Origin of the sequence: Novosphingobium kunmingense (genome assembly GCF_002813245.1) — a bacterium.
Classification (GTDB): Bacteria; Pseudomonadota; Alphaproteobacteria; order Sphingomonadales; family Sphingomonadaceae; genus Novosphingobium; species Novosphingobium kunmingense.
Map to the genome: position 1 here is coordinate 116,302 of NZ_PHUF01000004.1, position 26,447 is coordinate 142,748.

A 26,447-nucleotide genomic window follows, 5' to 3' on the forward strand; every position below is an offset into this window, starting at 1 on the left:
CGCATGGTGCCATTGGTCGTGATCCGTCCCGAACCCGGCTGCAGCGCCAGCCTGGCGGCGGCCCGGGCGGTACGGCTCGAGGCGCATGGCTTTCCTCTTTTCGAAGTGGTCGCACGCAGCTGGGAAGCACCGTCGGCCGATCAGTTCGAGGCGATTCTCGGCGGGAGCGGCAACGCCTTTCGCCACGGCGGAAGGGGACTGGCAGCGCTGCGCCGCCTGCCGGTCTATGCGGTTGGCGATACGACTGCGATCGCCGCGCGCGAGGCTGGGTTCGTCGTCGCGGCGACCGGCAACGGCGGCATGCAGGGGCTGCTCGGCAGCGTCGATCCCGCCCACCGGCGCTTGCTGCGCCTGGCCGGCGACGAGCGCGTGCCGTTGACCCTGCCGCGCGGCACGACGATGGAGGAACGCGTGGTCTATGCCAGCATCCCACGTCCCATGCCGGCCGATATGATCGCCCTGCTGCGCACACCGGCAATGATCGCTCTTCATTCCGCCGAGGCGGCGCGGCACATGGCGGCGCAATGCGTCACCCACGGGATCCGCCGTTCGTTGCTCCGGCTGATCGCGCTCAGTCCGCGGATCGCCAGCGCGGCGGGCGACGGCTGGGGCGAAGTGGCCACGGCGAGGATGCCCAACGACAAGGCCTTGCTGGCCTTGGCCCTGCAGATGTGCCAAGACCCCGGCCCACGCGGCCGCGACTGAGGATGACGCAAGTACCCATGCGCGAGGATATCTATTCGACTGCACCGAACGGCACAGCCGCGCGCCGCGGCCTGTCGCTGCGCACCGTTTTGATGGCGGCCGCCCTGGCCTTCCTGGGGGGAGCGGCGCTGGTCGGCTACCTTGTCTGGGATGGCCGTCTCGCGATGAGCGAGCGCGATCTTGCCGCGATGATGGGTGAAACGCCGTCCAAACCAGCCAGCTCTGCGCCGGCCGTCGCTCCTTCGCCGCAGGCCGTGGCCAGTGCGCCCGCCGCTCCGGTCGGGGCGGTTGCCGCAAGCGGTGTCGACAGCCGGGTAGCCGCGCTCGAACAGCGGCTCGCCCGGCTCGATCTCCAGGCGGCCGCGGCCGAAGGCAATGCCGCGCGCGCCGAAGGGCTGCTGGTCGCGCTCGCCACGCGCCGTGCGCTCGAACGCGGGGCGCCGCTCGGCTATCTGTCCGACCAGTTGAAACTGCGCTTTGGCGCAGCCCAGCCAGTGGCGGTCGAAACGATCATCCGCAGCGCGGCCACTCCGGTCACCCTAGACCAGCTTGTCGGCGGGCTCGACGCCATGGCGGCCCGGTTGACCGAGGCGCCGGTCAACGAAGGCGGCTGGCAACGGCTGCGCCGCGAATTGTCGGGCCTGTTTGTGGTTCGGCACGACGACACCCCCTCGACCAACCCGATGACCCGGCTCGACCTTGCGCGCCTGCTGTTGCGCACCGGCCAGGTCGATGGTGCAATCGATGCCGTGTCGCGCCTGCCCGGCGCGGCAGCGGCCGGCGACTGGATCGTCCAGGCCCGGCGCTATGCCGAGGCCGAACGCGCACTCGACCTCATCGAGACGACCGCCCTGCTCGATCCCGACAGGCTGCGCACCGCCAGCGGGCAGAGCGTCCGCCAGCCAAGCCCTGCCGGACCGAGCCCGGCAGCGGGACCGGTGGCGAACGCGTCGGAACAGTCGTTCTAGGCGCGCAAAAGCTGCGGCAGGTCGCCTGACAGGCCGCGCGCTTCGTTCATGAAGAAAGTCTTGAGCCAGCCCGAGCGCTGGACCGCCGCCATGCCGATCCGCCGCACCGCGCTGGGCAGTTTGCCGGGCACCCCGAACAGGCGGACGATGGCGTCGGTTGTCGCCATCACGGTAAAGCTGTCGAGACTGCGCCAGCGTTCGTAACGCGCCAGGACCTGGGCATCGCCGGGATCGAGCCCGAGCCGCATACCCTCGGCGAGGCATTCGACCAGGACGCCGACGTCGCGCAGCCCCAGGTTCAACCCCTGCCCCGCAATCGGGTGCATGCCGTGCGCGGCATCGCCGACAAGCGCCAGCCGCGCCTCGACGATGTGTCCGGCGTGATGGAAGTTGAGCGGATAGCCCATCCGCGGCGCGGCCAGGGCAATGTCTCCGAAGATGCCGGCCATGCGCGATGCGATCTCGCCGACGAAGACCGTATCGGCCAAGGCGGCGACGCCCTTGGCGTCCTTTTCGTCGACCGTCCAGACCACCGCGCTACGGTGGCGGCCGTCGGGCAGGTCGTTCAAGGGCAGCAGCGCCAGCGGCCCGGCCGGGAAGAACACCTCCCAGGCCACCCCGCCGTGCGGCTTTTCATGGGTGATCGCTGTGACGAAGGCGCGGTGGCTGTAGTCCCACTTCGCCGACATCAGACCCGCTTCGGCGCGGGTTGGCGATTGCCGCCCTTCGGCGCCGACCAGCAGGCGTCCTTCCAGCACGCGCCCGTCATCGAGCGTCACGGCAACGCCGTGCTCGCCGCGCTCGCGCCTCACGGGCTCGACACCGCTGTGGAGGGCCACGCGCGGTTCGCCCTTCGCGGCCTCGAACAGGGCAAGGCGGATGTCGCGATTGGCGAACATCCGCCCCAGCGTGCCTTCGTCCGCCTTGGGCTCGAAATCGATCCGCCCCGGCTTCATCCCGTCGGTCACGGCGATTGCGGCAATCGGACAGCCAAGCGGCTCAAGCGCCTCGGCGAGGCCGATGTTCTGGAACAGGTTCCAGCTGGCCGAGGAAATCGCCGAGGCGCGGCCGTCGGTGCCTTCGGCGGTCAGTTGCTCTGGCGTCGCCTTGTCGATGACGTGGCTGGTAATGCCCTGGCGCGCCGCAGCCAGGGCCAGCGTCATGCCGACCAAGCCGCCACCCAGGATAACCAGGTCACGCCGCCCGTTCACTTCAGCCCCTCACAGGTGTTGCGGGTGCCGCCGTCGACGTCGAGGCAGCGTCCGTCGAATGTCCCTTCGGGCACGGTCAGGCCGAGCAGCGCGGCAAGCGTCGGCGCGATGTCGATCGTTTCCACTGGCGCAGGCTGTTCGAACCCGCGCAACCCCCGGCGCCAGAACAGCATCGGCACGCGGCGATCATAGTCCCACGCGCTGCCATGGGTCGAAACGTAGCTGCCGACGGGTTCGGGAATCGGCGTCACGGCGCGGTCGAGGAGAATAACCAGATCGCCCGAACGGCTCGCCTCGAATGAGGCGCGGGCACGGTCCTTGAGAGTCCAGTCCTGCGGGCTGCCTGCGGGCAGCGGCGTGCGGGCCAGTTCATCGTGGGTGAATACGGCGGCAACCTGCGGATGGGCCCTGACCTGCTTGACCAGAGCGGCGACGACCGTGGCTTTCTGCGCCGGAGACAGGCTGCGGCTGACGTAGAAATCGCCGAACAGGCCGTCCGACTGGATCAGGGGATCGCTACTCGTCACGCCGGTCTGTGCGGCGATTGCCTTGGACAGTGCCTGCGGCGACAGGCTCATGTCGGCGCGGATCGCGCGCGGCAGGGCCTGTTCGCGCTGGCGCTCGGGCATGTCGAGCCCGCCATGGTCGGCGCTGAGCACCACGGCATAGTCGATGCCGCGCCGATCGAGATGGGCCAGCAGGCGGCCGATCTGCCGATCGAGCTCCATCATCTGGACGCACATTTCGCCGCCCTCGGTGCCGGTCGAATGGCCGACATAGTCGGTCGCCGAGAGACTGACCGAAAGGACATCGGCGGCCGGGCCCTTGCCAAGGTCCATCTCGTCGACCAGCGCGGTGGCGAGATCGATCGTGGCGGCGTCCATCCGCGGCGAGGCACGGAAGGCGTCCGGATTGTCGGCCGGCAAGGCAAAGCGGCCGGTGCCGAGCGTCCCCTTGCCCACGGTGACGGGACGGTCGGCCGGACCGCACCAGTCGGGCATGGCCATGGCCGGGGCGCCCTTCTTGATCAGGGCGGCGAGGGAAACATTCTCCTGCGTGACGGCCGGCGACGCCTCACGCCCCCTGAGCGTGACGAACTGGCCCTTGTTGTACCACCAGGCGGCGTCGATGCGGTGGCCGCCCATCATCATCACCGCGCGATCCTTGGCCGAAACGGCCACGTTGCGGCTGGCGGGATTGGCGCCCTTCATCAGGTCGCCGAGGGTCGGGACCTTGAGGTGGACCGCCGAAACCACCGGTTCGCGGGTGCTGCTGGCCGGATCGCGCTCGTCCTCGGCGCAGTAGACGCGCTTTTCGGCGCGTGCAGTGCCAAGATCGAACCAGTTGTTGGCGATGATCCCGTTGCGCGCCGGGCGCGTGCCGGTCAGCAAGGTGGAGTGCCCGGGGCAGGTCTCGGTCGCGGCGTGGGCCTGGTATCCTGAGGGGAACACCGCGCCTTGCTGCAGCCGGGCCAGCCCTTGAGTGAAGCGGGGGCGGTACTGCGCGAACAGGTCGGACGAGAACTGGTCGACTGATAGCGCCAGGATCAGCCTGGGCGGTCCGGCTGGGACAGGCTGGGCCGAGGCGACGCGATCGGGCTGAGCAGTCGAACAGGCCCCCAGGACCAGGGTAAGGGCGCAGAAGGCGGAAACGGCAAGACGGCGCATCGTGGCTCCAGTGCGAAATTTAGTCGGCGGTACTCTGCCCTTCCGCTTGCGGCAAGGGCAGAGGGTGGGCCATAGGCTGGCGCCAGAATGACGCATACCTTGCCTCCCATTGCCCCGTGCCGCAAGCGCAGCAGGGGCACTTTTGCGGCACTTGTTTCCGCGATTCTTGCCGTGATCGCGCTATGTTACGCCGGTGTGACGCCCGCCGCCGCGCAGACCACGCACATTGTGCCCGAGCTGGTTGCCGAAAGCGCCGGCCAACCGGGCAAGACGGTCACGCTGGCCATCGTCATGCGGCCCGAGGCAGGCTGGCACGGCTATTGGCTCAACCCAGGGGATGCCGGGCTTGGCATGACGGTCGACTGGGGCCTGCCGGCAGGAGCCAGGGTCGGCCCGCTGCGTTATCCGGTGCCCGATACCCTGCTTATCGCTGGGCTGATGAACCACGTGTTCGAGCACGAATATGCGCTGCTGGTGGACGTGGCTGTCCCCGCCGACGCCCGGCCCGGCGCGGTCCTGCCGGTGCGCGGCAAGGCGCAGTGGCTTGCCTGCACCGACAAGATCTGCGTTCCCGAAAGCGGCGTGATCGCGACCCAGATCGCGGTCGGCGTGCCCGGCAGCCCCGACCCGCGCTTTGCCGCGTGGCGCGCCGCCCTGCCCGCGCCGCTGGGCAGCGCAGTCGCCTATGCCTTCGCCGGCGACAGGGTCCGCATCGCCGTGCCGCTTCCGGCAACCGTAGCGCTGGATGATCCGCACCTGTTCGTGGCCAGCGAGCGCACGGTCGATTACGCGTCCGACCAGGACTTTTCGCGCCGCGGCGACATGCTGATCGTTGAATTGCCGCGCGCCAAGTTCGAGCCGCTCGATCCCGGCACGCTGAACGCGGTGCTGCGGCTCAACCGGCAGGGCGACGGGGTGGAGATCGCCGCAACCCCCGGCACGGTGCCGCCCGCCGGAACGCCGTTACGATCCGCCGCGCCTCCCCAGGCCGGGCTAGGCTGGCTGCTGCTTTCGGCGCTGCTCGGCGGCCTGCTGCTGAACATCATGCCCTGCGTTTTCCCGATCCTCAGCCTCAAGGCGCTGAGCCTCGCCCGCGCTGGCGAAAGCGTGGTCCAGGCCAGGGCGGAAGGGCTGGCCTATACCGCCGGCGTGGTGCTGGCATGTCTGGCGCTGGGCGTGCTGCTGCTCGCCCTGCGCGCCGCCGGAACGCAGGTCGGCTGGGCCTTTCAGTTGCAGGAACCGGCCGTCGTCGCGGGCCTGCTGCTGCTGGCCGTCGCGATCACCGCGAATCTGGCTGGCCTGTTCGAATTCGCGGTTCCCGGCTTTGCCCGCGAAGGATCGCCGCAGGGCGCCTTTGCCACGGGACTTCTGGCGGCCTTCGTGGCAACGCCCTGCACCGGTCCGTTCATGGCGGCAGCGATGGGCGCCGCGCTGCTCATGCCGGCCATGCCGGCGCTTGCCCTTTTTGCGGCGCTGGGCCTGGGCCTCGCGCTGCCGTTCCTCGCCCTCGCCTTCGTGCCCGCAATGCGCCGCCGCCTGCCCCGCCCGGGCGCCTGGATGGGCCGTTTCAAGCTGGCGCTGGCCGTGCCGATGGGGCTGACGGCGCTGGCCTTGCTGTGGCTGGAAAGCCGGGTCGCCGGCATGCGGTTTGCCGTGCTGTCGCTGCTTTTCGTCGGCGCGGTCGTGCTGGGCCTCTACCTCGTCGGGCGGGGCCAGCGCGTTGGACGCAGCGGCGCAGTACCGGCGTTAGGCACGCTCGCCGCAGCGGCCATGGCTCTCCTCGTGCTGCCGGCCACGGCGACGACGCCGGGTGCCGCTGCGCAGGGAGTCCTTCCCAGCAAGCCGTTCAGCGAAGCCGCGCTCGCCGAGGCACGGTCCGCCGGCAAACCGGTCTTCGCCTATTTCACCGCCGACTGGTGCCTGACCTGCAAGGTCAACGAGAGCGCCGCGATCGAGCGCAAGGACACGCGCGACGCCTTTGCCAGGGCCGGCGTGGTAGTGCTGCGCGGCGACTGGACGCGGCGCGACCCGGCGATCACCCGCTACCTGACCGAGCATGGCGCCGCCGGGGTTCCGCTCTATATGTGGTATCCGGCCAAAGGCGGTGCAGCACAGCAGCTGCCGCAGGTGCTGACGCCCGCCACGCTTGCCGACCTCGTCAGGTAAACCAGAACGCGTTGACCCCGTTCTCGTCGCTTTCGATCCGCACCGCGCGGCCCGCTACCGGACCGCTGCGCAGCGCGGCGATCACGCCGGGATCGCGGCTGTCGCCAAGCACGCGCGATGCATCAACGCGCGCAACCAGCGTCGCGACCTCACCCTCCTTGCCCGGCTGGATGGTGAAAGTCTCGGCAGTGGCTTCGCCGTCATGGCTGTCGAGAACGGCATAGGCCGGAGCGATCTTGTCGAGGTGGCGCCAGCGGCTTTCGCTCCAGTCGGCCGGCTCGGTCGAATAGACGGCCGCAGCGTACTTGCTCATGTTGCCGCCGTTGGCCCCGACCAGCGCCCGGCTTCCCGGCTCGGCACGGCAGCGGGCGACCGCCTCGGCGATGGCGTGGCTTGAATAGTTGTTCCCCGCGCCGCCGAAGAATGGCAGCCCGCCGGTGAGCGTCCAGCCACGCGGATCGTCACGATCGAGCCCGAAGGAATCGAGCAGGTTGAAAACGGGGATGGCGAAGCACGAATAGAAATCGATGTGCGCAAGGCTGCTCCAGTCCGTTCCCGCAACCTCAAGTGCAGTCGAGATTGCAGCAACAGCTGCGGGACTCTTTTCGAGATTCTCGCGGCTGAGCATCGATGGTTCGGCGCAATCGGCGACCGCGTGGACATACACCCAGCGATCCTCGGGTACGCCCAGGCGCCGCGCCTCGGCCACGCTGGCGAGCACGATTGCAGCGCCCTGGTTGACCTGGTCGCGCGCAACGACCAGTCGCCCGTAAGGTTCGGCGACGAGGCGGTTGCGCTCGGTCAGCGCCGCCAGCTCCTCGGCGCTGCGAGCCGTCGGCGCGGCGCTGTGCGGATTGCGCGCCGCCACTTCGGTAAAGGGGGCGAAAAGCCTGCCGATCTCGAGGCGGTAGTCGTCGAGCGACAGGCCGAGCCGCTCGCGCCGCACGTTCTCGGCCAGCGGATAGGCTGCGATCGGCGCGGCGACGCCATGCTTCATGGCAGTCTTGTCGAGCACGCCGTCATAGCCCGTGCCGCGGTCCTCAAGGGTTCCGGGCTGGTCTTCCGACCAGTCGCGCTTTTCACCGCGCGCCAGCAGCGAACGCATCGTCGAGATCGCTTCGGATCCGGCGATGGCCGCAACTTTCGAGCGGCCCGCGGCGATGTCGGCCGCAAATTCGCCGACCAGCTTCTGCGGACCCTGGCCGCCGACGACCTCTAGGATCGCGCGCTCCGGGTCGGCGCCGGCGCGGCGCGCGATCGAACGCGGGGTGTTGGTCGAGTGACCGAATGGCGCCGAATAACGCGTGGCCGAAATTTCGAACTGGCGGATCGCCGCAACCGTGTCGATCGCACCGGCAAGATTGCCGCTCGCCCGCGCATCGGCGATCGCTGCCTTCAACGCCGCGCCGGCCAGGTCCATCGGGCTCAATTCGGCATAACCGTCCTCGCCCACGCGTTCGGACACCTGGCCGACGCCGATGATGACCGGGGTGTTGTTGCTGATCGCCATCAAAGCACCTGTCCATCGTCGATCGTGATCGTCGCCCCGGTTATGTGCCGGGAAGCGTCGGAGCATAGCAGGATCAGCGGTTCGTCCAGCGCTTCGATCGGGCACAGCCGGCGGCGGTGGAAGGCGGCGATCTGCCGTGCGCCGCCCTCGGTCTGGAACCAGTCGCCGGCGACCTCGGTCTGGATGTAACCGGGCTGGATGGTGTTGACGTTGATCCCCTGGCGGATCCATTCGCGCGCAAACTGCCGGCCAAGATGCGCCACCGCCGCCTTGCTGGCGGCATAGGCGGCGTCGCCCTGGGCGGTCATCTCGGCAGTAATCGATCCGATCAGGACGATGCGGCCGCGCTCGCTGTCGCGGAAGCCCGCCGCGATCATTCGCCGCGCTCCTTCTCGCGCGGTCAGGTAGAGCCCGGTGAAGTTGGTGTCGAGCAAGGTATCGAGATCGGCCCTTGTCACTTCGGTCGAACGCCCGTCGCGCGACAGGCCGGCGTTGGCAATCACTGTGTCGACCGTTCCGAACCGCGCTTCGGCGGCATCGTAGGCGGCGATGATCGATGCTTCGTCGGTCACGTCGAGCGGCACGGCAAGAGCCTGGTCACCGATGTCGCGGGCCAGTTCGGCGATTCGGTCGGTGCGGCGAGCGCCGAACACCACCCTTGCCCCTTGGCCGGCAAGAAGCCGCGCGAAATGCGCACCGAACCCGGACGAAGCCCCGGTTATCAGCACCACCCGTCCGTCGAGCCTGCTCGCCATGCACCATTCTCCCGCTGAATTAATCAGGCGATTAACAGGGTCGGACAAGCCGGGTCAAGGCGGCTCTGATCCAGGCGCGAAGCCTGCGTAAGCTAAACCCGGCCGGCAGGATCGTTCGCGCGAAACTCTCCCTGCCAATCAAACCAGCCGAGATTACAGTGACCTGCCGTCAATCTGTAACAATAAGTGAGTAAGATTACAGTATAACCTATTTTATATTAATTCCAGATTACTGAAATTCGTAGCCCATCGACAATCCAAATGATAATAGATTGCCTTCATCGGCAAGACCGAGTCGAAATTCGGCTTGTTGAGGAGTTCTTCAAACACAGGGTCGCTCTTAGGGTCGCGCGCACTGGGGCCTGGTCGAAAGCCAGGCCTCCAACCCAGGAGGATGACCATGTCTGACGACTTTTGCCCACGGCAGATTACTTTCAAGATTCCCGGAAATCCCGGCGTCACAGTGACCGCGACCGAAGTCGACGGCGCGCTGGTGTTCGAGATCGTCGCCGACGGGACGACCAATCTCACCCCCGATCTTCGCGGGCTGTTCTTCGACATCGCCGAAGGCAAGATGGCCGGCCTGACGATTTCGGGCGACAGCGCGGTCACCGCGTCGCGGGTCGCGGCCAACAGCGTGCTCGACATGGGTCACGGCGCCAACATGACCGGCAAGACCAGCGACGGCTTCGACGTCGGGATCGAATTCGGCACCGCCGGCCGCGGACGCGAGGCTGTTGCCGAAACGACCTTCACGCTCAGCAATGCCGCGGGCGACCTGACGCTCGACGATATTGCCCACCAGCGCTTCGGCGCGCGGCTTGACGGCGTCGGCGGCGGGACCGGCCCGCGCGACGGCGGCGCAACCAAGCTCATCGGGACCGCGCCTGCGGCACCCGACGCCATCGACGACGTTATCGCCATGTTCGAAGACGGGGCGAGCGGCCTGTCCGATCCGTCGAAGACCCCGACGCCGGTCGTTCTCAACGTCCTTGCCAACGACACCGACGGGGACGGCGACGCGCTGACCATTACGTCGATCCACGAGCAGCCGGCCCATGGCACGGTCGCCATCGCGGCCGATAGCAAATCCATCATCTACACGCCCGAACTCGACTATGCCGGGCAGGTCTTCTTCGAATACTGCGTTTCGGATGGGGCTGGCGGCCAGGACCACGCTATGGTCACCCTCAACATCGCGGCGGTCGCCGATCGGCCGGTGATCACCGCAACCTGGGAAACGACCGGCGTCGTCAACGAGATCCTGCTGCATCTCAGCGCCGACCAGGCCGACGCCGACAGCTCGGAATACCTGACCAGCCTGCTGTCCAGCACCCTGCCGGCGGGCGTAACGATCAGCCCCGTCGGGGTGGCGACAGTGGGCGAACCCGATCATGTCGGCCAGGACTTCCTCCTGGTCCTGCCGATGGACACGGACAACGCGTTTGACCTCACCTTCACCGCCGAAAGCCGCGAGGTATCGAACGGCGACACCGAAATCGCCACCGTTACCGTCCCGATCGTCTACGAATACAACGCGACGACCGAACAGGCGCTTTTCCTTGCTACCGATCAGAACATCTGGGCGTCCGGCGGGGCCTTCACCTTCGTCGACGACCGCTTCATCGGGGTTGATACCGGCGAGTTCAACGAGCAGATCGGCAGCACGCTATACGCCGGGATCTCGGGCCATGTGCAGCTAGGCCTGCAATCAACCCTGACCTTCAACGGCGGCGAGATCGACGCAACGGCCGGCTATGACCTGACCGTCGAAACCAACTACAACAAGACCACCGACGTGCTGCTTATCGGCACCACGGCGCTGGTCACCAGCGCGCACTTCGACACCGTCGGCCCGGAAGGGTCCTATATACTCCAGTTCCTCTACGACGTGGCGCTGTCGGCCTATGCCGGGGTTAACATCGACTTCGGCGAGCTGGGCAGCATCAACGAAGGTGGGACCATCTTCTCGTTCGACACGGGGGCAGGCAGTTTCGACCTGCTCAACATCGACAGTGCGTCACTCGGCGGCACGATCACCCTGCCTCCGCCGCTCGATTCGCTGTCGGTCGACTTCGCCTGGCCGCACATCTCGACCAGCGGCGACCTTCCGCCCAACCCGGTCGAGGGCAGCGGCGCGAGCAACAACTTTCTCCAGCTCACCCTCGACCTCGATCAGCTGGTTTCGCAGCTCCTGTTCGGCGGCATCAACCCGTTCGACCCGCCGCGGATCGAATTCGGGCCGTTCTATGCCGATCCGGACATCCTCGACGTCGATCTCTTCGCCGGGCTCAACTTCATCCAGCAGTTCAGCATGGCGCTGGGCACCCTCTCGGGATTCCTGCTGTTCGAGGACGGATCGAGCCAGGCCTTCACCTTTGGCGACGAGATTCAGGTGCTCAACGCATCGTTGATCGACACCGGCGGCGACGGCGACGGACTGGTCGAGTTCACCTTCACGCTGGCCCCGGATGCCACGCTGGCCAACGACACCGATCTTGGCTTCAACGTCGGCGTGAACGTCAGCATCCTGTCGGTCGAACTTGGCTATGACATCGAGATCGCCAGCGACAGCACCACCCTCGGCCCGCTTGCCGAGTTCGGCGTAGTCGTGCCGGTGGCCTCGATCGGCGTCTATGACGACACCTTCGATCTGGCCTACGCGCAGCAACAGTTCCTGTTCGCTGCCTGAAGCCCCCCGGAAGGCCCGGCCGCGCATGACGCTGCCGGGCCGTTCCGGGTCCCGCACGACCTGTTGACGGTGCCGGACGCTCCTGCAAAACCCCGTCCATGCAGATCGCCTTCCTTCTGTTTCCGGGATTGACCCAGCTCGACCTGACCGGCCCGGCCCAGTTCCTGTCACGGCTGCCGGATGCCCGCATCGACCTGGTGTGGAAGCGGATCGAGCCGGTGCCCACCGATGCCGGTTTCGCGATCCTGCCCACCGCCAGCTTCGCCGACATTCCACGCCCCGACCTGCTCTGCATTCCCGGCGGCATGGGAATAGCCCAGGTCATCGATGACGATGCCGCGCTCGATTGGGTGCGGCAGGTCGGCAGCACCGCCGAATGGATTACCAGCGTGTGCACAGGCGCGCTGATTCTCGGCGCGGCCGGGCTGCTGCGCGGCTATCGCGCGACTACGCACTGGGCCTGGCACGACATGCTGGCGCTGTTCGGGACAGAGCCGGTCGCCGCGCGCACCGTGTTCGATCGCAACCGGGTGACCGGCGGCGGCGTCACGGCGGGGATCGACTTCGCTCTGGCACTGATGGCGCGGATCGCCGGCGAGGATCACGCCCGCACGGTGCAATTGGCCCTCGAATACGATCCCGCCCCGCCGTTCGACTGCGGATCGCCCGGCAAGGCGGGAGCCCAATTGGTCGCCACCTATCAGGCGCGTGCCGACCGACTGGCCCCCGATCGCAAACCTGCGCTTCTGGCCAGCGCGCGCCGGCTGGGTTTCATCGACTAGGTAGATCTGCGGAATTGCCACTCCTGACTTAATCCGGAATGGAGGAACCTGCGCAGAGCCTGTCCGTGCGCGTAAGGATGGAAAAACAATGGCTAACGATCCATTTTGCAGCAATCCCGCCGCGCGCCGCGCCGTGCGACGGATTAACGCCTAGGCAGTCACCACTAAGGAACACTGCCGATGCGAACGGGCGAAACCCTGATCCTGATCGATGGCGATAGCCGACGCCGCGCGGCGGTTTCCCACCTGCTCGCCGGCAGCGACCTTCACGTCGAGCCGTTCGAAGACAGCTCGGAACTGGCAAGCCGATGGCCGAGCGACGGCGTGATCCTGGCCCACGACGACACAGGCATCGTGCGCGACCTGATCGACGCGATGTCGCGATCGATGAAATGGATGCCGCTGGTCGCCTTTGCCCAGCAGCCGGGCACCGCGCAGGTCGTTCGGGCGGTGATGGACGGTGCGTCGAACTACCTCGCCTGGCCTTTCACGGTCGAGGAAGTGCGCCGCGCCGCCGCCGCCGCGCGCGAAAGCCATCAGGCGATGGGGTCGCTGCGCCTGCGTGAAGCCGCCGCCCGCAGCCGGATCCAGCGCCTTACCCCGCGCGAGCGCGAGGTCCTGGCAGGCGTGGCGGCCGGACTGTCCAACCGGCTGATAGGCGAACGGTTGTCGATCAGCCCGCGCACGGTCGAGATCCATCGCGCCAACATGCTCAACAAGATTGGCGCCTCGCACTCCAACGAAGCTATTCGCATCGCGATCGAGGCGGCCCTCGTACGTTAGTTCAGTTCAAGCGGTAGACATTGTGATCGTCGTCGCTGACGACGTTGGCGCGGCGGTCCTCCGAGCCGCCGGCAAGGGCGGTTGCCAGGGCGCCGCAGAGCGCCAGGGCGGCACTCGCTCCCTCGGCGTGGTGCTCGTCAACTTGGCCAAGGAGCACGACGGTCGCCAGGTAGCGCCCGCCGGGCGCGCCCGACAGCATGAAGCTGGCCAGCGGCTCGACCAGCGCCAGCGCTGCCGAAGCCTGGGCATTGGCCGCAGCCAGCGCTTCGACCTGCGCCACCATTTCGGGTAGAAGGCGCTGGGGATGGTCGGCGATCTGCCGGGCCAGATCGACCACGCATTCGGCGCTGCCATCGGCGTCCATGAAGGCGCCGGAAAAGGCGATGTCGGCCAGCCCATCGCGCCAGGCGCGGAGCGCGGCCGATTCGGATTCGGCGGTGTCGTCTGTCATTTAGCTAAAATGCTGCCAGATACCGCGCCGGGTCAAGCGCCCGGCGCTGACCCGCTCCGCTTCGGCACATAGGTAGAGGCCCGGACTTGCGTCCGGGCCTCTGTTGCATTCCCTCCCAGGAATGAGCGTTCAGGCGATCAGAACTTGAACCCGACAGCGACGCCGTAGGTGCGCGGATCAAGTGTGTAGATGTTGGTGAACAGCGCCGACGAAGGGTCGGTGATGTACTTGCCGGTGATCGCCTGCGAATTGAACACGTTGGAAATGAACGCGCGGGCACTGATCTTGCTTTCCGGCCCGGTCAGGATGAGCTGCGCGTTGACGATTTCATACCCGGCCAGCTTGTCGCGGATCGTGTTGAAGTTGCTCCCCCACGAGGTGCCCGTCACGCTGAGGTCGACGCGCGGCGTCAACGTCCAGTCGCCGCCGATGTCGGCATCGTACTGCGCGCCGATCGCGAACTTCCACTTGGGCGAGTTTGCCAGTTCGTTGCCCGAGATGTCGCGCGCAACACCGCCCGGCAGGAACTGGCCGCCGCCGGCACCAGTGTCATACATGTAGGTGCCGACCGGCGTGCTGGCCCGCAGGAAATCGCCAAGAGCACCGCACAAGGAGTAGGCACCATAGGAATTGGTGCCCGGAACCTGGACCGCCGGACGGATCAGTCCGCCACCGGCGGCGGCGTTGAAGCCATTGACGAGAGCAAGTGTTGTAGCAATCGGCACACTGCCTGCGACCGTCGGCGCGACGACGCAGTTGGCGCCGCTCTGCAGGTCCTTGATGATCGCGACGTCCGAGCGCCCGTTCGACGGATTGCGGGTGTCGATCGCCGAGAAATTCAGGATCTTGGTGTTGAGGTAGGACATCGAGGCGTTGACCGTGAAGTTGCGCGACGGACGGATGATCGCTTCCAGTTCGGCACCCCAGATGTTGGCGTCGGTGTTGTCGTTGAACGATGTGCGGTTGATGATGCGGCTGACCTGGAAGTCCTTGTACTTGTAATAGAACCCGGTCAGGTTGAGCTGCAGTTCGCCGCCAAGGAACGTGTTCTTGGTGCCCACTTCAAAGGCGTCGATGGTCTCGCCCTTGAAGGTCGTCGGGACAGGCGGGAACAGGTTAGGGTCATAAGGCGGGTTGAAGCCGCCCGGCTTGTTGCCGCGGGTATAGCTGGCATAGACCAGCGTATCCTGCGTGAAGCTGACCTCGGGCTTCCAGTCGAGGACCACGCGGCCGGTAACCGCGTCGAAGGTGCCCTCTTGCTCCGCATAGGTCTGCTGGCCCGGCTTCGACTTGTCGTTGTCGAGTTGGTCGATCAGCGCGTTGACGTTGCTGGTGCCGTTGGCGACGGGAAGCAGGAGGAACGGCTGGCGGGCGGCAATATACTTCTTGTCGTTCGAATAGCGCAGGCCGCCGGTCAGCTTAAGGTTGTCGGCGATGTTGAAATAGACCTCGCCGAATACGCCGTAGGTCGTCAGTTCGGCCTTGGCGGTTTCGCTGTCGAAGAACGGCGGGCCCATGGTGCTGTTGCCGAAGCCCGAATTGAGAATGCCCAGGAAGGCGGACATGTAATCGAACCCGGACGCCATCACGGAATAGGTGATGTTCTTGCCCTTGTTCTGGAGGTAGAGACCCCCGAGCAGGAAGTTGAACGGACCGTCGAAATCGGTCGCGACCCGGCCTTCCAATGACCACTGTGTGCTTTCGCCTGCTGAGTAGTCGAATTCGTTCGAGTTATCGGTACAGCCTTGGACGCGCCCGGCGATCGAGCCGGCATGGAGCGGATCGTAGGCCGAGGTGCAGATCTGGTTGCTGCCGGGACGGAACGTGTTGGACGCCAGCATGCGCGTAGCGAAGAGCCGTTCGGTCGGCGTGAACACGCCCTGGCCCGCTGCCGCCTGGCGCAGCGCGACCAATCCCGGATTATCCAGGATGCTCCGCGTCGTGGTCAGGTTGTAGTCGATGCTCGAGCTGTACTTGCTGTGCGAATAGCCGCCGTTGAGGGTCAGCGTGACGTTGCCGATATCCTGCTGCAGTTCGGCCTGGACGGTGGTCTGGTCCGAATTCCACAGCGGTTCGAAATCGACCGCAACCGTGCGGACGTCGGTCGGCACGATCGCGCCGGTGTAATTGTCGCCATCGTCGGCATAGACGCTGCCCAGCGCAAATTTCGAGAGGCCGCCGAGACCCAGTCCGCCGAACGCGATGGCCAGGAACTCGCGGCTGGCCAGAACGCCCGTCGCAGTCGCGTCGCCATTGATGGCGTCAAAGCCTTCGCGGTCGGGGCGGCAACCCAGGATGCCGGTCGGGTCCTTGGCGCAGAGCTGCTTCTGTCCGCGCGAACGGTTGCTGTCTTCCTGGAAGTACTGACCCGTGACGGTGAGTCGCGTGGTGTCGGTCGGTTCGAACTTCAGCGACCCGCGGACCGAGTAGTAGTCGCGCCCATCGATCTGGTTTCCGGTGTTGAGGTTCTTGGTATAGCCGTCGCGCTTCAGGTAGATGCCGGCCAGGCGCACGCCAAGCGTTTCGGCCACGGGCACATTGACCATGCCCTGGACCTGGATGGCGTTGTAATTGCCGTAGGACGCTTCGCCCGCGGCCTTGAAGCCGGTGAGGTCGGGCTTGGCGGTGATGACGTTGAACACGCCCGCGGTCGCGTTGCGGCCGAACAGGGTGCCCTGCGGACCGCGCAGCACCTCGATGCGCTCAAGGTCGTAGAATTCGGAATCGAACAGACGGCTTGAGATAAGCGGCATGTCGTTGAAGTGGATCGCCACGCCCGCATCGCCCGATGCGGCGACCACCGGCGAGCCGATACCGCGGATGGTAATGTTGGTGGCCGAGAAGTTGCCATAGGTCAGCGTGGTGTTGGGCAGGGCCAGCTGCAATTCCAGCGGGTTGCTGATCTGCTGCTTTTCGAGGTTGTCGGTCGAAAACGCCGAAACCGCCACCGGAACGTCCTGCAGCCGCTGCGTTGTGCGCTGCGCGGTAACGACAATTTCGTTGCCACTGGTGCGAAGATCCTGCGCGTCTTCTGCGTCCTGTGCGTAAGCGGGGAATGCGATTGCACCGGCGCAGACGCCAGCGAGCAAGGTCAACTTAGCCCTCATCAGCCCTCTCTCCTTTTGTGCCCGACCCTTTTGCGGGCCGTTGCGGAATGAAATAGATCACTCTCTGCGGCGATTGACAACAGGTTTTAATCGAGCGCTTAGAACTTCTCCACGGCGTAGCCAAACCGCCACACTGCGCGGCTTTGGCCGATCGGTTCGAACGAACGGTTTGCCGCCCGGGAAACGACCGCGCCCTTGCTGAAAGGGCCCTCCGAAACGATTGAAAAGTCGGCCCGGATGCGGCACCACACCCCCTTTGAGCAGGCAAAGGGGGGGGGGCAGCATGACAGGGGCGGCGATCGCGCCAGCCGGTTCGCGATACCAGGCCTTCATCAGCTACAGCCATGCCGACGACCGCTTCGCCACCTGGCTGCACCGGCGGATCGAGCGGTTCGTCGTGCCCGCTGCCGACAGCGTCCCGGCCAAGAGGCTGGCGCCGGTGTTCCTCGATCGCGCCGAACTGGCGGCCGGGGCCGACCTTTCGGCGCAGGTCAAGGACGCGCTGGAGCAATCGGCCGCGCTGATCGTGGTGTGCAGTCCGGCGGCGGTCCTCAGCCGCTGGGTGGCGCAGGAGATCGCCCTGTTCCGCGACCGCCACCCCGAACGCCCGGTGCTGGCCGCCTTGATCGACGGCGATCCCGGCGAAGCATTCCCGGCGCCGCTGCTGCAGCACGGCGGGCGCGATTTCGAACCGCTTGCGGCGGATTTCCGCAAGAGCGGCGACGGTCGCCGCCTCGCCCTGCTCAAGATCGTCGCCGGATTGACCGCCCTCCCGCTCGACCGGCTGGTGCAGCGCGACGCGCAGGCGCGCCAGCGCCGCGTGATGGCCGTCACGGCGGCGGCCATCGCGCTTAGTGTAGTGCTGGCCTCCTTGCTGCTGGTGGCGCTGCGCCAGCGTGCCGAAGCCCAGCGCCAGCGCGCAGAAGCCGAAGGGATGGTCGAGTTCATGCTGACCGATCTGCGCGACCGCCTGCGAAGCGTAGGGCGCCTGGAAATCATGGACGCGGTCAACGAGAAGGCGATGGATCACTACGAGGGCGATCGCAACCTCGAGGACCTGCCGCCCGACATGCTGCAACGCCGTGCCCGGCTGCTGACCGCCATGGGCGAGGACGACATCGCCGCCGGCCACGAAAAGGCCGCCGATGCGAAGTTTCGCGCCGCCTATCGGCTGACGGGCGAATTGCTCGCCCGCGATCCGGCCAAAACCGAACGCATCTTCCACCACGCGCAGAGCGAATACTGGATGGGTTCGCTGCCCTACGCCCGGTCCGACAGGGCGGCGACGCGGCCGCACTGGGAAGCCTACAACCGGCTGGCGCTGCAGCTTGTCGAGCTCGAACCGGCCAAGGCGGACTGGCAGCGCGAGGTCTTCTATTCCGAAGCCAACCTTTGCGCCCTGGCCCAGCTCGAGCCTGCCGATCTGGCCACGGCACGGCAGCACTGCGCCAAGGCATCGGCCGTGTCGGAACGGCTGAGCCGGGCCGAGCCCACGCTGATCCAGACCCAGCTCGACCATCTCAACAATCTGGGCTGGCTGGCCGATGTCGAGCGCAAGTCGGGCAACCTCGATCGCGCGGTGGACTTGCGGCGGCAGCAGCAGGTGCTGGTCGAACGCCTGGCCAGCCGCTTTCCCGACGACGTACGGCCGGTGCAGTACCACCATCAGGTGCTGCTCGGACTGGCCCAGGCCCTTGCGGCAAGAGGCGATCACCGGCAGGCTGTGGCCATCGCCCGCCGGGGCCTGGAGATTTCGCAAGCACTTCGCAGGACTGACCCCACCAACAATTATTGGCTGGCCTGGCACAAGCAGCTCGAGAAGCTGATCGCCACGTCATCCGCCGCTGCGAGACAAGGAGAGAACCGATGAACGAGGACAACCGGATCGAATGCGAATCCGAATATGTGCCGTCGCTGCCCGATGCGCTGGACGACCCCGAAAAGGTGAGCGTCCGGCTCGACATCGTGGTCAACGGCGGCGCGCTGAATTTCGTGCTGGTCGACACGACCGCATGGCCTCCGGGCAGCGACAAGAGCGCGGTGGGCAAGGATGCGGCCGGCAACATCTGCCTGGTGGTCGAAAAGGGCCGCGACCGCGAGTTTACGCTCGAACTCAGTCCCGACTGGCGCTGGACGTTCGATCCGCGCGGCAACCCGGCAGGGGCGCCTTTGACTTACAAGCGCGGCAACCCGCGCCTCTACCGGGTCAGCAACATCGCCGACCGCAGCTTGACGATCGACGCCAAGGCGCGGCCCGATGCGCCCAAGGACGGGGCGGAGGACTTCTTCAACATCTACCTCCTGTTCGAACAGGATAGCGGCGTACCGATCCCGGTGCGGCTCGATCCGATCACGCAGAACCCGCCGCCCAATTCGAACTGATGGCGCTATCCCTCCCCGCCATCGCGGCCCTGGTCCGCGCCGGTGCTGTCGAACGGGCCTGGGACCTGTTCGTCAGCAACGGGTACGCCGCCCGAACCGGTGATCCGGCGGCGCTGGCGGTGCGAGGACGGCTACTGAAGGCCCAGGCCCGACTGGCCAAGGGAGGCGAGCGCGCCGACTTGTTCGCACAGGCCGCCGAGGCCTATTCGGCGGCCAATGCGATCGGCCCCGCGCCCTATCTCGCGATCAACGCCGCGACGCTCCACTTTCTGGCAGGCGACGAGGCGCGGGCACAGGACGAGGCGCGCCGCGTGCTGGCAGTACTCGATGGACCCAGCGAACCCGCCGACACGCCCTATTTCCTTGCCGCCACGCGGGCAGAGGCGGCGTTCCTGCTGCGCGACAGCAAGGCTGCGCAGGCCGCCATGGCGGTGGCCGCGGAACACAATCCCGATGGCTGGAACGACCGGGCGACAACGATCGGGCAATTGCGCGAAATTGCCGAGGCCCGGCACGAGGACGCCGTGTGGCTCGACGCCTTCGCGCCGCCGGCCAGCTTGCACTTTGCCGGGCACATGGGGATGGCTTCCGGCGGCCACGCCGAAGCCCGGCTCGCGGCCGACGTCGACGCCCAGATCGCGGACCTGCGGATCGGCTTTGCCTGGGGAGCGCTGGCCGCCGGATCGGATATCGTGATTGCCGAGCGGCTGCTGGCAGCCGGCGCCGAGGTGCATCTGGTGTTGCCCTGCGGCGTGGACCTGTTCGAAAGCCAGTCGGTCGCTCCCGCGGGTGAAGCCTGGCAGGCGCGGTTCCGCGCGCTGATCGACCGGGCGGCCTCTCTGCGCATCGCGGCGGGCGATCCGGGCGCGGTCCACGATCCCATCGCCACCGCCCACGCCGGCGAACTGGCGATCGGCGCGACCTTGCTCAACGCCCAGGCGCTCAATGCCGCGGCGTGCCAGATCATCGTCACCGACGCGCACGGCGGCGGGATCAACACCGCCCGGCAGGCAATCATGTGGCCCAGCGGCGCAGGACTGCAGCGGCTGCAGGCCATCGACCGCGACATCACGATCGAGGCCTTGTTTCCGCCAGAGCGGCACGATCCGCACCGCGAACTGGTGCTCCACGCGGCAATTTGCATCGAGGAGCTTGAGCGGGGTCGTTCGCTCGACAGCAAGGAGGTAAGCCGCCTGTCCGCGCCCGTTGCGGCGGCCCTCGACGGGATCGAACGGGCCCGCATCCGCACCGCGCCCGGCCGCTGGGAACTGGCCCTCGCCGACGTTGGCGAAGCGCTGGCGATGCTGGTCGACGTCCAGGCGCGTTGCCGGGCGGCGGGCACGGCCACCCCTTCGATTGGCGCCCATATTGCGATCGCCAGCCTAGTCCCCGATCCGGCCAGCGGGACACTGGTGCCCTATGGCCCGGGCATGGCCATGGCCCAGCGGATGGAAGCGATGGCGCCCGCCGGGCTCACACTGATCAGCGATGCCCTTGCCGTGACCATGGTCGCGCGGGGCGTATCCGGCGTGCGGAGCGAACTGTTCCATCAGGGCGACGAGGACAGCGACGGCGCGGTCCACCTCCTGCTGCGTCTGGGTCAGTAAACCAGTTCCTCGAGCCGGTGCGGCGCAACGACCAGCAAGCCTCCTTCAACCCGTTTCACCAGCCCGCGCTTTTCCAGCTGCGACACGGTCCGAGACACCGTTTCGCGGGTGGACCTGACGCTGAGCGCCAGTTCCGACATCACCGGAACCGGGCGGATCGTGCGATCCTCGGCCAGCGCCGAACGGCGCAGCAGCTCGGCGCTGATCCGACCCGTCACCGACAGCAGCGTCGCTTCGACCATGCGGCGGCGCAGCGCCTCGAGACGCGCGGCAAGCTGGCGGTTGATGGCGCGCGCCACTGCACCATAACTGTCCATCAGCCGCACCAGCGAGGCCGTGGTGAAGTGCGCGCCGCGGCCCTCGCTGACCGCTTCGGTCCGGGCCGTGTCGCTTTCGCCCGCGCCCATCAGGGAACCGTAGAGGTCACCCCTCCCCAGCACCATCAGCTGCAGCATCGAACCGTCCTGGCCATAGGCGACTTCCTGCGCGCTGCCGGCAACGATCAGGGTCGTCTCGTCGCGATCTTCGAGCGGCCACAGCACCGTTCCGCGTGAATGCGATGTCTCGCGCGCCAGTGCCGAAATGGTTCCGACCAGATCTTGGTCGCAGGCGAAGGCATCGGCGATCGCCGCCTGCATCGTGCCGCCTGCCTGCCCCGTCATCGACCCTGCCTCCATCGCGTCGGCGCAATAACACAACGGTTCTGCGCGAAAAAGCGCCCCGCCTATTGCAGGACGCGCGACAGGGCTTCGGCCCAGCCATCCAGCCGGACCTGCCGAGCGGCCGGATCGATCGCGGGCGCGAACCGCTCGACACTGCGGCGCATGGCCGCGGCCGCGTGCAACGTCGGATAGAGCCCGGCCCCGACGCCGGCGAGCATGGCCGCACCCATTGCCGTCGTCTCGATGAAGTGCGGTCGTTCGACCTCGATCCCCAGCATGTCGGCCAGGTCCTGCGCCATCCAGTTGTTGGCGACCATCCCGCCGTCGATACGTAGTTCGGCCCAGTCCGCTCCATCGGCGGCAAAGGCGGTCTTGAGATCGTGGGTCTGGTGCGCCATCGCTTCCAGCGCGGCCCGCGCGATGTGCGCCTTGGTCGATGAAAAGCTGAGCCCGGCAACCAGCCCCCGCGCGGCAGGCCTCCAGTGCGGCGCGCCCAGCCCCGACAACGCCGGCACCAGGTAGACCCCGCCGTTATCACTCACGCTGCGTGCCAGCCCTTCGGTTTCGGCTGCGGTACCGATCAGGCCCAGGTCGTCGCGCAGCCACTGCACCAGGCTGCCGGCGACGAAGACCGATCCTTCGAGCGCGTAATGGCGCTCACCGTCCACCTGCCAGCACACCGTCGCCAGAAGGCGGTTGCGCGATTGCGGCAGGCGCCGCCCGGTCTGGGCCAGGACGAAGGCCCCGGTGCCGAATGTCGCCTTGGTCTGCCCTTCGTCGAGGCAAGCCTGGCCGATGGTGGCGGCCTGCTGGTCTCCGGCCATGCCGGTGATCGGGATCGGCCCGCCGAACAAGTCAGGCCGGGTCATGCCGATCGGGCCGGCGCAGTCGACGATCTCGGGCAGGATGTTGCGTGGCACTCCGAACAGCTCGAGCAGGCCGTCGTCCCACCCGCTCGACCCGATCGCCATCAGCGCAGTACGTGAGGCGTTGGTCGCATCGCTGACATGGGCGCCGCCGGTCAGCCGAAAGACGAGATAGCTCTCGACCGTGCCGACCGCCAGGTTTTCGCCCGCTTCGGCCAGTTGCGGCCAATGCCGGAGCGCCCATCCGATCTTCGAGCCCGAGAAGTAGGGGTCGAGCAGCAGCCCGGTCTTGGCTTGGACGGTCGGTTCATGGCCCTCGGCCTTCATGGCTTCGCACACCGCGGCCGTGCGCCGGTCCTGCCAGACGATCGCCGGGGCAAGCGGCTTGCCGGTGCGCCTGTCCCAGAACACGATCGTCTCGCGCTGGTTGGTGATCCCGATTGCGGCGATGCGCTCCGCACCGCCAGCCTTGGCGACCATCTCGCGAGTGCAAGCCAGCGTATGGCTCCAGATCTCTTCCGCGTCGTGTTCGACCAGCCCCGGTTCGGGATAGTGCTGGGTCAGCGCCCGCTGGCACGAGCCCAGGCATTCGCCCGCCTCGTCGAACAGCATCGCCCGGGTCGAGGTGGTTCCTTCGTCGATAACCAGAATGTGGTCGCCGCTCACGCTGCCTGCCTCTCCGCCTTGTCGCGCCGCGCCCGTACCAGGGGCCGGCTGCGGTGCAGGGCATCGGCGATTTGCGCCTTAAAGTCGAGGGAGCGCGGCTTCGGTCGCGGCACTTGTCCGCAGCGCACCCGCGTCGCCATCCACCGCCTGCCCGATCAGCAACAGCGCCGGGCCGTCACCCAGCCCCGCCCGGGCCGCCAAGGGTAGCAGATCAAGCCGGGTGACGATGCGCCGTTCGTTCGGCAGGCTGGCGTTCTCGACAAGTGCCACCGACGTTTCGGGCGCCAGCCCTGCTCCGAGGAGGCCCTGTGCGATTTCGCCCGCGGCGGCCTTGCCCATGTAGATCGCCAGCGTCGCCGCCGGATCGGCCAGCGCCGCCCAGTCGAGCGCCAGCATCTCGCCCGCGCGGGCGTGGGCGGTAACGAAGGTCAGCCTGCGCGCCAGCCCGCGCAGCGTCAGCGACCGGCCGAGGCTGGCCGCAGCCGCACTGGCCGCCGTGATGCCCGGGCAGATCGATACCGGCACGCCGGCGGCCCGGCAGGCATCCAGTTCTTCCGTCGCGCGGCCGAAAATGGCCGGGTCCCCACCCTTGAGCCTGACGACCCGTTCGCCGGCCATGGCTGCAACAACGAGTAGCCGATCGATCGTTTCCTGGCTCTTCGAATGGCGGCCCGAACGCTTGCCCACCGGCACCCGCCGTACGCCTGCCGGGATCGCCGCGACGATATCGGGGCCGACCAGGGCATCGTAGAACACCACGGTCGCGCTGCCGATCAGGCGCTCGGCCTTGCGGCTGAGCAGTTCGGGATCGCCCGGCCCTGCGCCCACCAGCCAGACCATGCCGTCGGGAAAGTCCGTCATTCCGCTGCCTCCGCTTGCTGGGTCAGTGCCGCTTCGAGCAATCGGGCGATCGCCGGGCGGCACGATCCGCAATTGGTGCCGGCGCAGGTTGCCGCGCCGACCGCCTCGAGCGTCGAAGCCCCGGCGAGGGCCGCCGCCGTGATCTGCTTTTCGCCCACATCGAAGCAGACGCAGACCTGCGCGCCGCGATCGGGCAGCGGCTTGGCCGGACGGCCGGCCAGCAGCTCGACCGGGCTCGCCTGGCAGTCGAGCAGCTGGGATACGATCCAGTCACGGTCGGGAAGCGGCCCGCTGCGGGTAAGATAGACCGCGCCAACCAGCGCGGCACCTTCGACCAGCACCAGCCGCCGCACCCCCCGCGCCGCGTCGATATTGTCCAGCCGGTCGCCGGCCGGCAGCAGGGTCTCCGCCAGCGGCCCGGGATCGCGAACTCCCGCCAGTTCGATCAACCAGCCGCCCGCCACGCGGACCCGGGTGACATAGCCCGCGGGGATCCGCGCCGGCGTCTTGCGCAGCACGGCAAAGCCATGCCAGTCGATCGGCAGCGCCTCGATCCGCGCCGGGGTCTGCTTGAAGGCGGGCTGGCCGGAATGGGGATCGACCATGCCGCACGGCAGAAGCCCGGTTCGCCCCCCGCTCGACTGGCGGTCGGTCCAGTGGATCGGCGTGAAGATCTCGCCGCGGCGCTGCCCGTCATTCAGCGCGACGCGAAACACGCTTTCACCCTGCGGCGTGGCAACGCGGGCCAGCACGCCATCGGCAAGGTCGAGCGCGGCCGCGTCGGCGGGGTGCATGTCGACCTGCGGTTCGCGGCGGTGCTGCGACAGGCGAGGCGAAAGACCTGTGCGGGTCATCGTGTGCCACTGGTCGCGGTAGCGCCCGGTGTTGAGCGTGAGCGGCCAGCGCTCGAGCGGGGCGTAATCGAGCACGCGCTGCTCGACCGGGATCAGCCGGGCCTTGCCATCGGGGGCCGGGAAACGGCCGTCGGCAAAGGGCCGTCCACCCCACCTCTGCGGCTCCAGCGCATCATAGTCGGCATTGCTGATCGCGGCGAGGTGGCCGATGTCGAACAGCCGCTTGCCCGCGTTGCGATAGGTCGACAACCGCGCGTGTTCGCGGAAGATCGCTGCGGCGCTGTCATAGGTGAAGTGTTCGGCCCAGCCCATCGCCTTGGCGACCTCGCCCACGATCCACCAGTCGGGCCTGGCCTCCCCGGGAGCAGCCAGGAAGCCGCGTTGGCGGCTGATCGTGCGGTCCGAATTGGTGACCGTGCCGTCCTTTTCCCCCCAGGCCAGCGCCGGGAGCTTGACCTGGGCTTGGCGCGAGGTGTCGGTTTCGGCGATGCAATCCGACACCACGACCAGCGGACAACGCGCCAGCGCCTCGCGTACCAGGGCAGCATCGGGCATCGACACGGCAGGATTGGTCGCCATGATCCACAGCGCCTTGATCCTGCCCTCGCGCATCTGGCGGAACAGGTCGACCGCCTTGAGGCCCGGTCCGCCGGCAATCCGGGGCGATGCCCAGAAACGCTGCACTTCGGTGCGATTTACTTCCGCAAAATCGCGGTGCGCGGCAAGGGTCGTGGCCAGGCCGCCGACCTCGCGCCCGCCCATGGCGTTGGGCTGACCGGTGATCGAGAATGGCCCCGTGCCCGGCTTGCCGATCCGTCCGGTCGCCAGGTGCAGGTTGATGATCGCGTTGCCCTGGTCGGTCCCCCGGACCGACTGGTTGATCCCCTGACTGAACAGCGTGACCGACCGGGGGCTGGCGGCGAACAGCGCGTAGAACTGCGCTAGGTCCGCTTCGGCCAGATCGCACTGCCGCGCGGTTTCAGGCAGCGTCGCCCCCTCGAGCCCTGCCCAGAAATCTCCGGGCACCGACAGGTGTGCATCGCACCAGACCTCGTCGACCAGGCCGGCCTTGCGGCAATGGGCGAGGAGGCCGTTCATCAGCGCGACGTCGCTTCCGGGTCGCAGCGCCAGATGCAGATCGGCATCCGCGCAGGTTTCGGTGCGGCGCGGGTCGATCACCACCACCTTGGTGCCGCGCGTAGCGCGGGCCGCGACGATCCGCTGGTAGACCACCGGATGGCACCAGGCGGTGTTCGATCCGACAAGCACGATCAGGTCGGCCTCGTCGAGATCCTCGTAGGTGCAGGGCACCACGTCTTCGCCGAAGGCGCGGTTGTGCGCGGCCACCGCGCTCGACATGCACAGACGGCTGTTGGTGTCGATGTTGGCGCTGCCGATGAAGCCCTTCATCAGCTTGTTGGCGACATAGTAGTCTTCGGTCAGCAACTGGCCGGAAACATAGAAGGCTACGCTGTCCGGCCCGTGATCGGCGATGGCCCGGGCAAAGCCGCGCGCGACATGGCGGATCGCCTTGTCCCAGGTGGTGCGCTTGCCGGCCACTTCGGGGTGAAGCAACCGCCCCTCGAGGCCGACCGTTTCGCCAAGGTGCGTTCCCTTGGAACACAGCCTGCCCCTGTTCGCCGGATGGTCCCCGTCGCCTGCGATGGTGACTGACCGGCCCGCCCCCGCCGTCGCCACGACGCCGCAGCCGACTCCGCAATAGGCGCAGGTGGTGCGAACCTGCTGCATCAC

19 protein-coding genes are annotated in these 26,447 nt (G+C 67.4%); 9 read left to right on the plus strand and 10 right to left on the minus strand.

Features of this window, described 5'->3' with window-relative positions; genetic code table 11:
* Positions 1-3: 3 nt before the first annotated feature.
* Together B0I00_RS10030 and B0I00_RS10035 are read left to right on the plus strand one after the other, a co-directional pair.
* Complete coding sequence (locus B0I00_RS10030; RefSeq protein ID WP_100867280.1) at positions 4-705, plus strand: uroporphyrinogen-III synthase; 702 nt, start codon at positions 4-6, stop codon at positions 703-705.
* Between the two features lie 2 nt (positions 706-707).
* On the plus strand, positions 708-1,673 hold the full coding sequence (locus tag B0I00_RS10035; protein WP_232730188.1) for an MICOS complex subunit MIC60: 966 nt from the start codon (positions 708-710) through the stop codon (positions 1,671-1,673).
* Here B0I00_RS10035 and B0I00_RS10040 read toward each other — a convergent pair.
* Positions 1,670-2,884, minus strand: coding sequence for an FAD-dependent monooxygenase (locus tag B0I00_RS10040; protein WP_100867282.1), 1,215 nt, complete (start codon positions 2,882-2,884; stop codon positions 1,670-1,672). The two genes, B0I00_RS10035 and B0I00_RS10040, sit on opposite strands and share 4 nt — an antisense overlap.
* Positions 2,881-4,551 (minus strand): alkaline phosphatase family protein, encoded by a 1,671-nt coding sequence (locus B0I00_RS10045; RefSeq protein ID WP_100867283.1) that lies wholly within the window; start codon positions 4,549-4,551, stop codon positions 2,881-2,883. Before B0I00_RS10045 ends, B0I00_RS10040 begins: the two co-directional genes overlap by 4 nt.
* Positions 4,552-4,746: 195 nt before the next feature.
* Between B0I00_RS10045 and B0I00_RS10050 the strand changes: the two genes are divergently transcribed.
* Positions 4,747-6,717 carry a protein-disulfide reductase DsbD family protein gene (locus tag B0I00_RS10050; protein WP_232730189.1) on the plus strand — a complete coding sequence of 657 codons (1,971 nt, stop codon included), beginning with the start codon at positions 4,747-4,749 and terminating at the stop codon, positions 6,715-6,717.
* Here B0I00_RS10050 and B0I00_RS10055 read toward each other — a convergent pair.
* Together B0I00_RS10055 and B0I00_RS10060 are read right to left on the minus strand one after the other, a co-directional pair.
* Entirely contained in the window at positions 6,710-8,227 is a 1,518-nt protein-coding gene (locus B0I00_RS10055; RefSeq protein ID WP_100867285.1) for an acetyl-CoA acetyltransferase, read from the minus strand. The genes B0I00_RS10050 and B0I00_RS10055 overlap by 8 nt on opposite strands.
* Positions 8,227-8,982, minus strand: a complete 756-nt coding sequence (locus B0I00_RS10060) for an SDR family NAD(P)-dependent oxidoreductase (RefSeq protein ID WP_100867286.1) — start codon at positions 8,980-8,982, stop codon at positions 8,227-8,229. Before B0I00_RS10060 ends, B0I00_RS10055 begins: the two co-directional genes overlap by 1 nt.
* A gap of 400 nt (positions 8,983-9,382) precedes the next feature.
* Between B0I00_RS10060 and B0I00_RS10065 the strand changes: the two genes are divergently transcribed.
* The 3 genes from B0I00_RS10065 to B0I00_RS10075 all read left to right on the plus strand — a co-directional run bounded on the left by B0I00_RS10065 (position 9,383) and on the right by B0I00_RS10075 (position 13,239).
* Positions 9,383-11,674, plus strand: a complete 2,292-nt coding sequence (locus B0I00_RS10065) for an Ig-like domain-containing protein (protein WP_157812527.1) — start codon at positions 9,383-9,385, stop codon at positions 11,672-11,674.
* A 98-nt stretch (positions 11,675-11,772) separates the two neighbouring features.
* Positions 11,773-12,456 (plus strand): DJ-1/PfpI family protein, encoded by a 684-nt coding sequence (locus tag B0I00_RS10070; protein WP_100867288.1) that lies wholly within the window; start codon positions 11,773-11,775, stop codon positions 12,454-12,456.
* Positions 12,457-12,636: 180 nt separating this feature from the next.
* Positions 12,637-13,239, plus strand: coding sequence for a response regulator transcription factor (locus B0I00_RS10075; RefSeq protein WP_100867289.1), 603 nt, complete (start codon positions 12,637-12,639; stop codon positions 13,237-13,239).
* A gap of 1 nt (position 13,240) precedes the next feature.
* Here the strand turns inward: B0I00_RS10075 and B0I00_RS10080 are convergent, their stop codons facing one another.
* Positions 13,241-13,690 (minus strand): hypothetical protein, encoded by a 450-nt coding sequence (locus B0I00_RS10080; RefSeq protein WP_100867290.1) that lies wholly within the window; start codon positions 13,688-13,690, stop codon positions 13,241-13,243.
* A gap of 137 nt (positions 13,691-13,827) precedes the next feature.
* Positions 13,828-16,797 carry a TonB-dependent receptor gene (locus B0I00_RS10085; RefSeq protein ID WP_100867291.1) on the minus strand — a complete coding sequence of 990 codons (2,970 nt, stop codon included), beginning with the start codon at positions 16,795-16,797 and terminating at the stop codon, positions 13,828-13,830.
* A gap of 283 nt (positions 16,798-17,080) precedes the next feature.
* Between B0I00_RS10085 and B0I00_RS10090 the strand changes: the two genes are divergently transcribed.
* Genes B0I00_RS10090 through B0I00_RS10100 form a run of 3 tightly spaced genes read left to right on the plus strand, consistent with a single transcriptional unit; the run spans position 17,081 to position 20,786 of the window.
* On the plus strand, positions 17,081-18,667 hold the full coding sequence (locus B0I00_RS10090; RefSeq protein ID WP_100867292.1) for a toll/interleukin-1 receptor domain-containing protein: 1,587 nt from the start codon (positions 17,081-17,083) through the stop codon (positions 18,665-18,667).
* Positions 18,664-19,179: a hypothetical protein gene (locus tag B0I00_RS10095; protein ID WP_100867293.1), complete on the plus strand. Its 516-nt coding sequence runs from the start codon at positions 18,664-18,666 to the stop codon at positions 19,177-19,179. Before B0I00_RS10090 ends, B0I00_RS10095 begins: the two co-directional genes overlap by 4 nt.
* Complete coding sequence (locus tag B0I00_RS10100) at positions 19,179-20,786, plus strand: tetratricopeptide repeat-containing protein (RefSeq protein WP_100867294.1); 1,608 nt, start codon at positions 19,179-19,181, stop codon at positions 20,784-20,786. The genes B0I00_RS10095 and B0I00_RS10100 overlap by 1 nt, the downstream gene beginning before the upstream one ends.
* On the opposite strand, the gene B0I00_RS10105 is transcribed toward B0I00_RS10100, so the two are convergent.
* From B0I00_RS10105 to B0I00_RS10120, 4 genes are all read right to left on the minus strand, one after another.
* Positions 20,780-21,448, minus strand: a complete 669-nt coding sequence (locus tag B0I00_RS10105) for a Crp/Fnr family transcriptional regulator (RefSeq protein ID WP_157812528.1) — start codon at positions 21,446-21,448, stop codon at positions 20,780-20,782. The genes B0I00_RS10100 and B0I00_RS10105 overlap by 7 nt on opposite strands.
* 62 nt (positions 21,449-21,510) lie before the next feature.
* Positions 21,511-22,980 (minus strand): glycerol kinase GlpK, encoded by a 1,470-nt coding sequence (gene glpK / locus B0I00_RS10110; protein ID WP_100867296.1) that lies wholly within the window; start codon positions 22,978-22,980, stop codon positions 21,511-21,513.
* A 78-nt stretch (positions 22,981-23,058) separates the two neighbouring features.
* The gene (gene cobA / locus B0I00_RS10115; protein WP_100867297.1) at positions 23,059-23,841 is read right to left on the minus strand and encodes a uroporphyrinogen-III C-methyltransferase; all 783 of its coding nucleotides are present in this window, start codon (positions 23,839-23,841) and stop codon (positions 23,059-23,061) included.
* Positions 23,838-26,444 carry a nitrate reductase gene (locus tag B0I00_RS10120; RefSeq protein ID WP_100867736.1) on the minus strand — a complete coding sequence of 869 codons (2,607 nt, stop codon included), beginning with the start codon at positions 26,442-26,444 and terminating at the stop codon, positions 23,838-23,840. Before B0I00_RS10120 ends, cobA begins: the two co-directional genes overlap by 4 nt.
* Between the last annotated feature and the right edge of the window lie 3 nt (positions 26,445-26,447).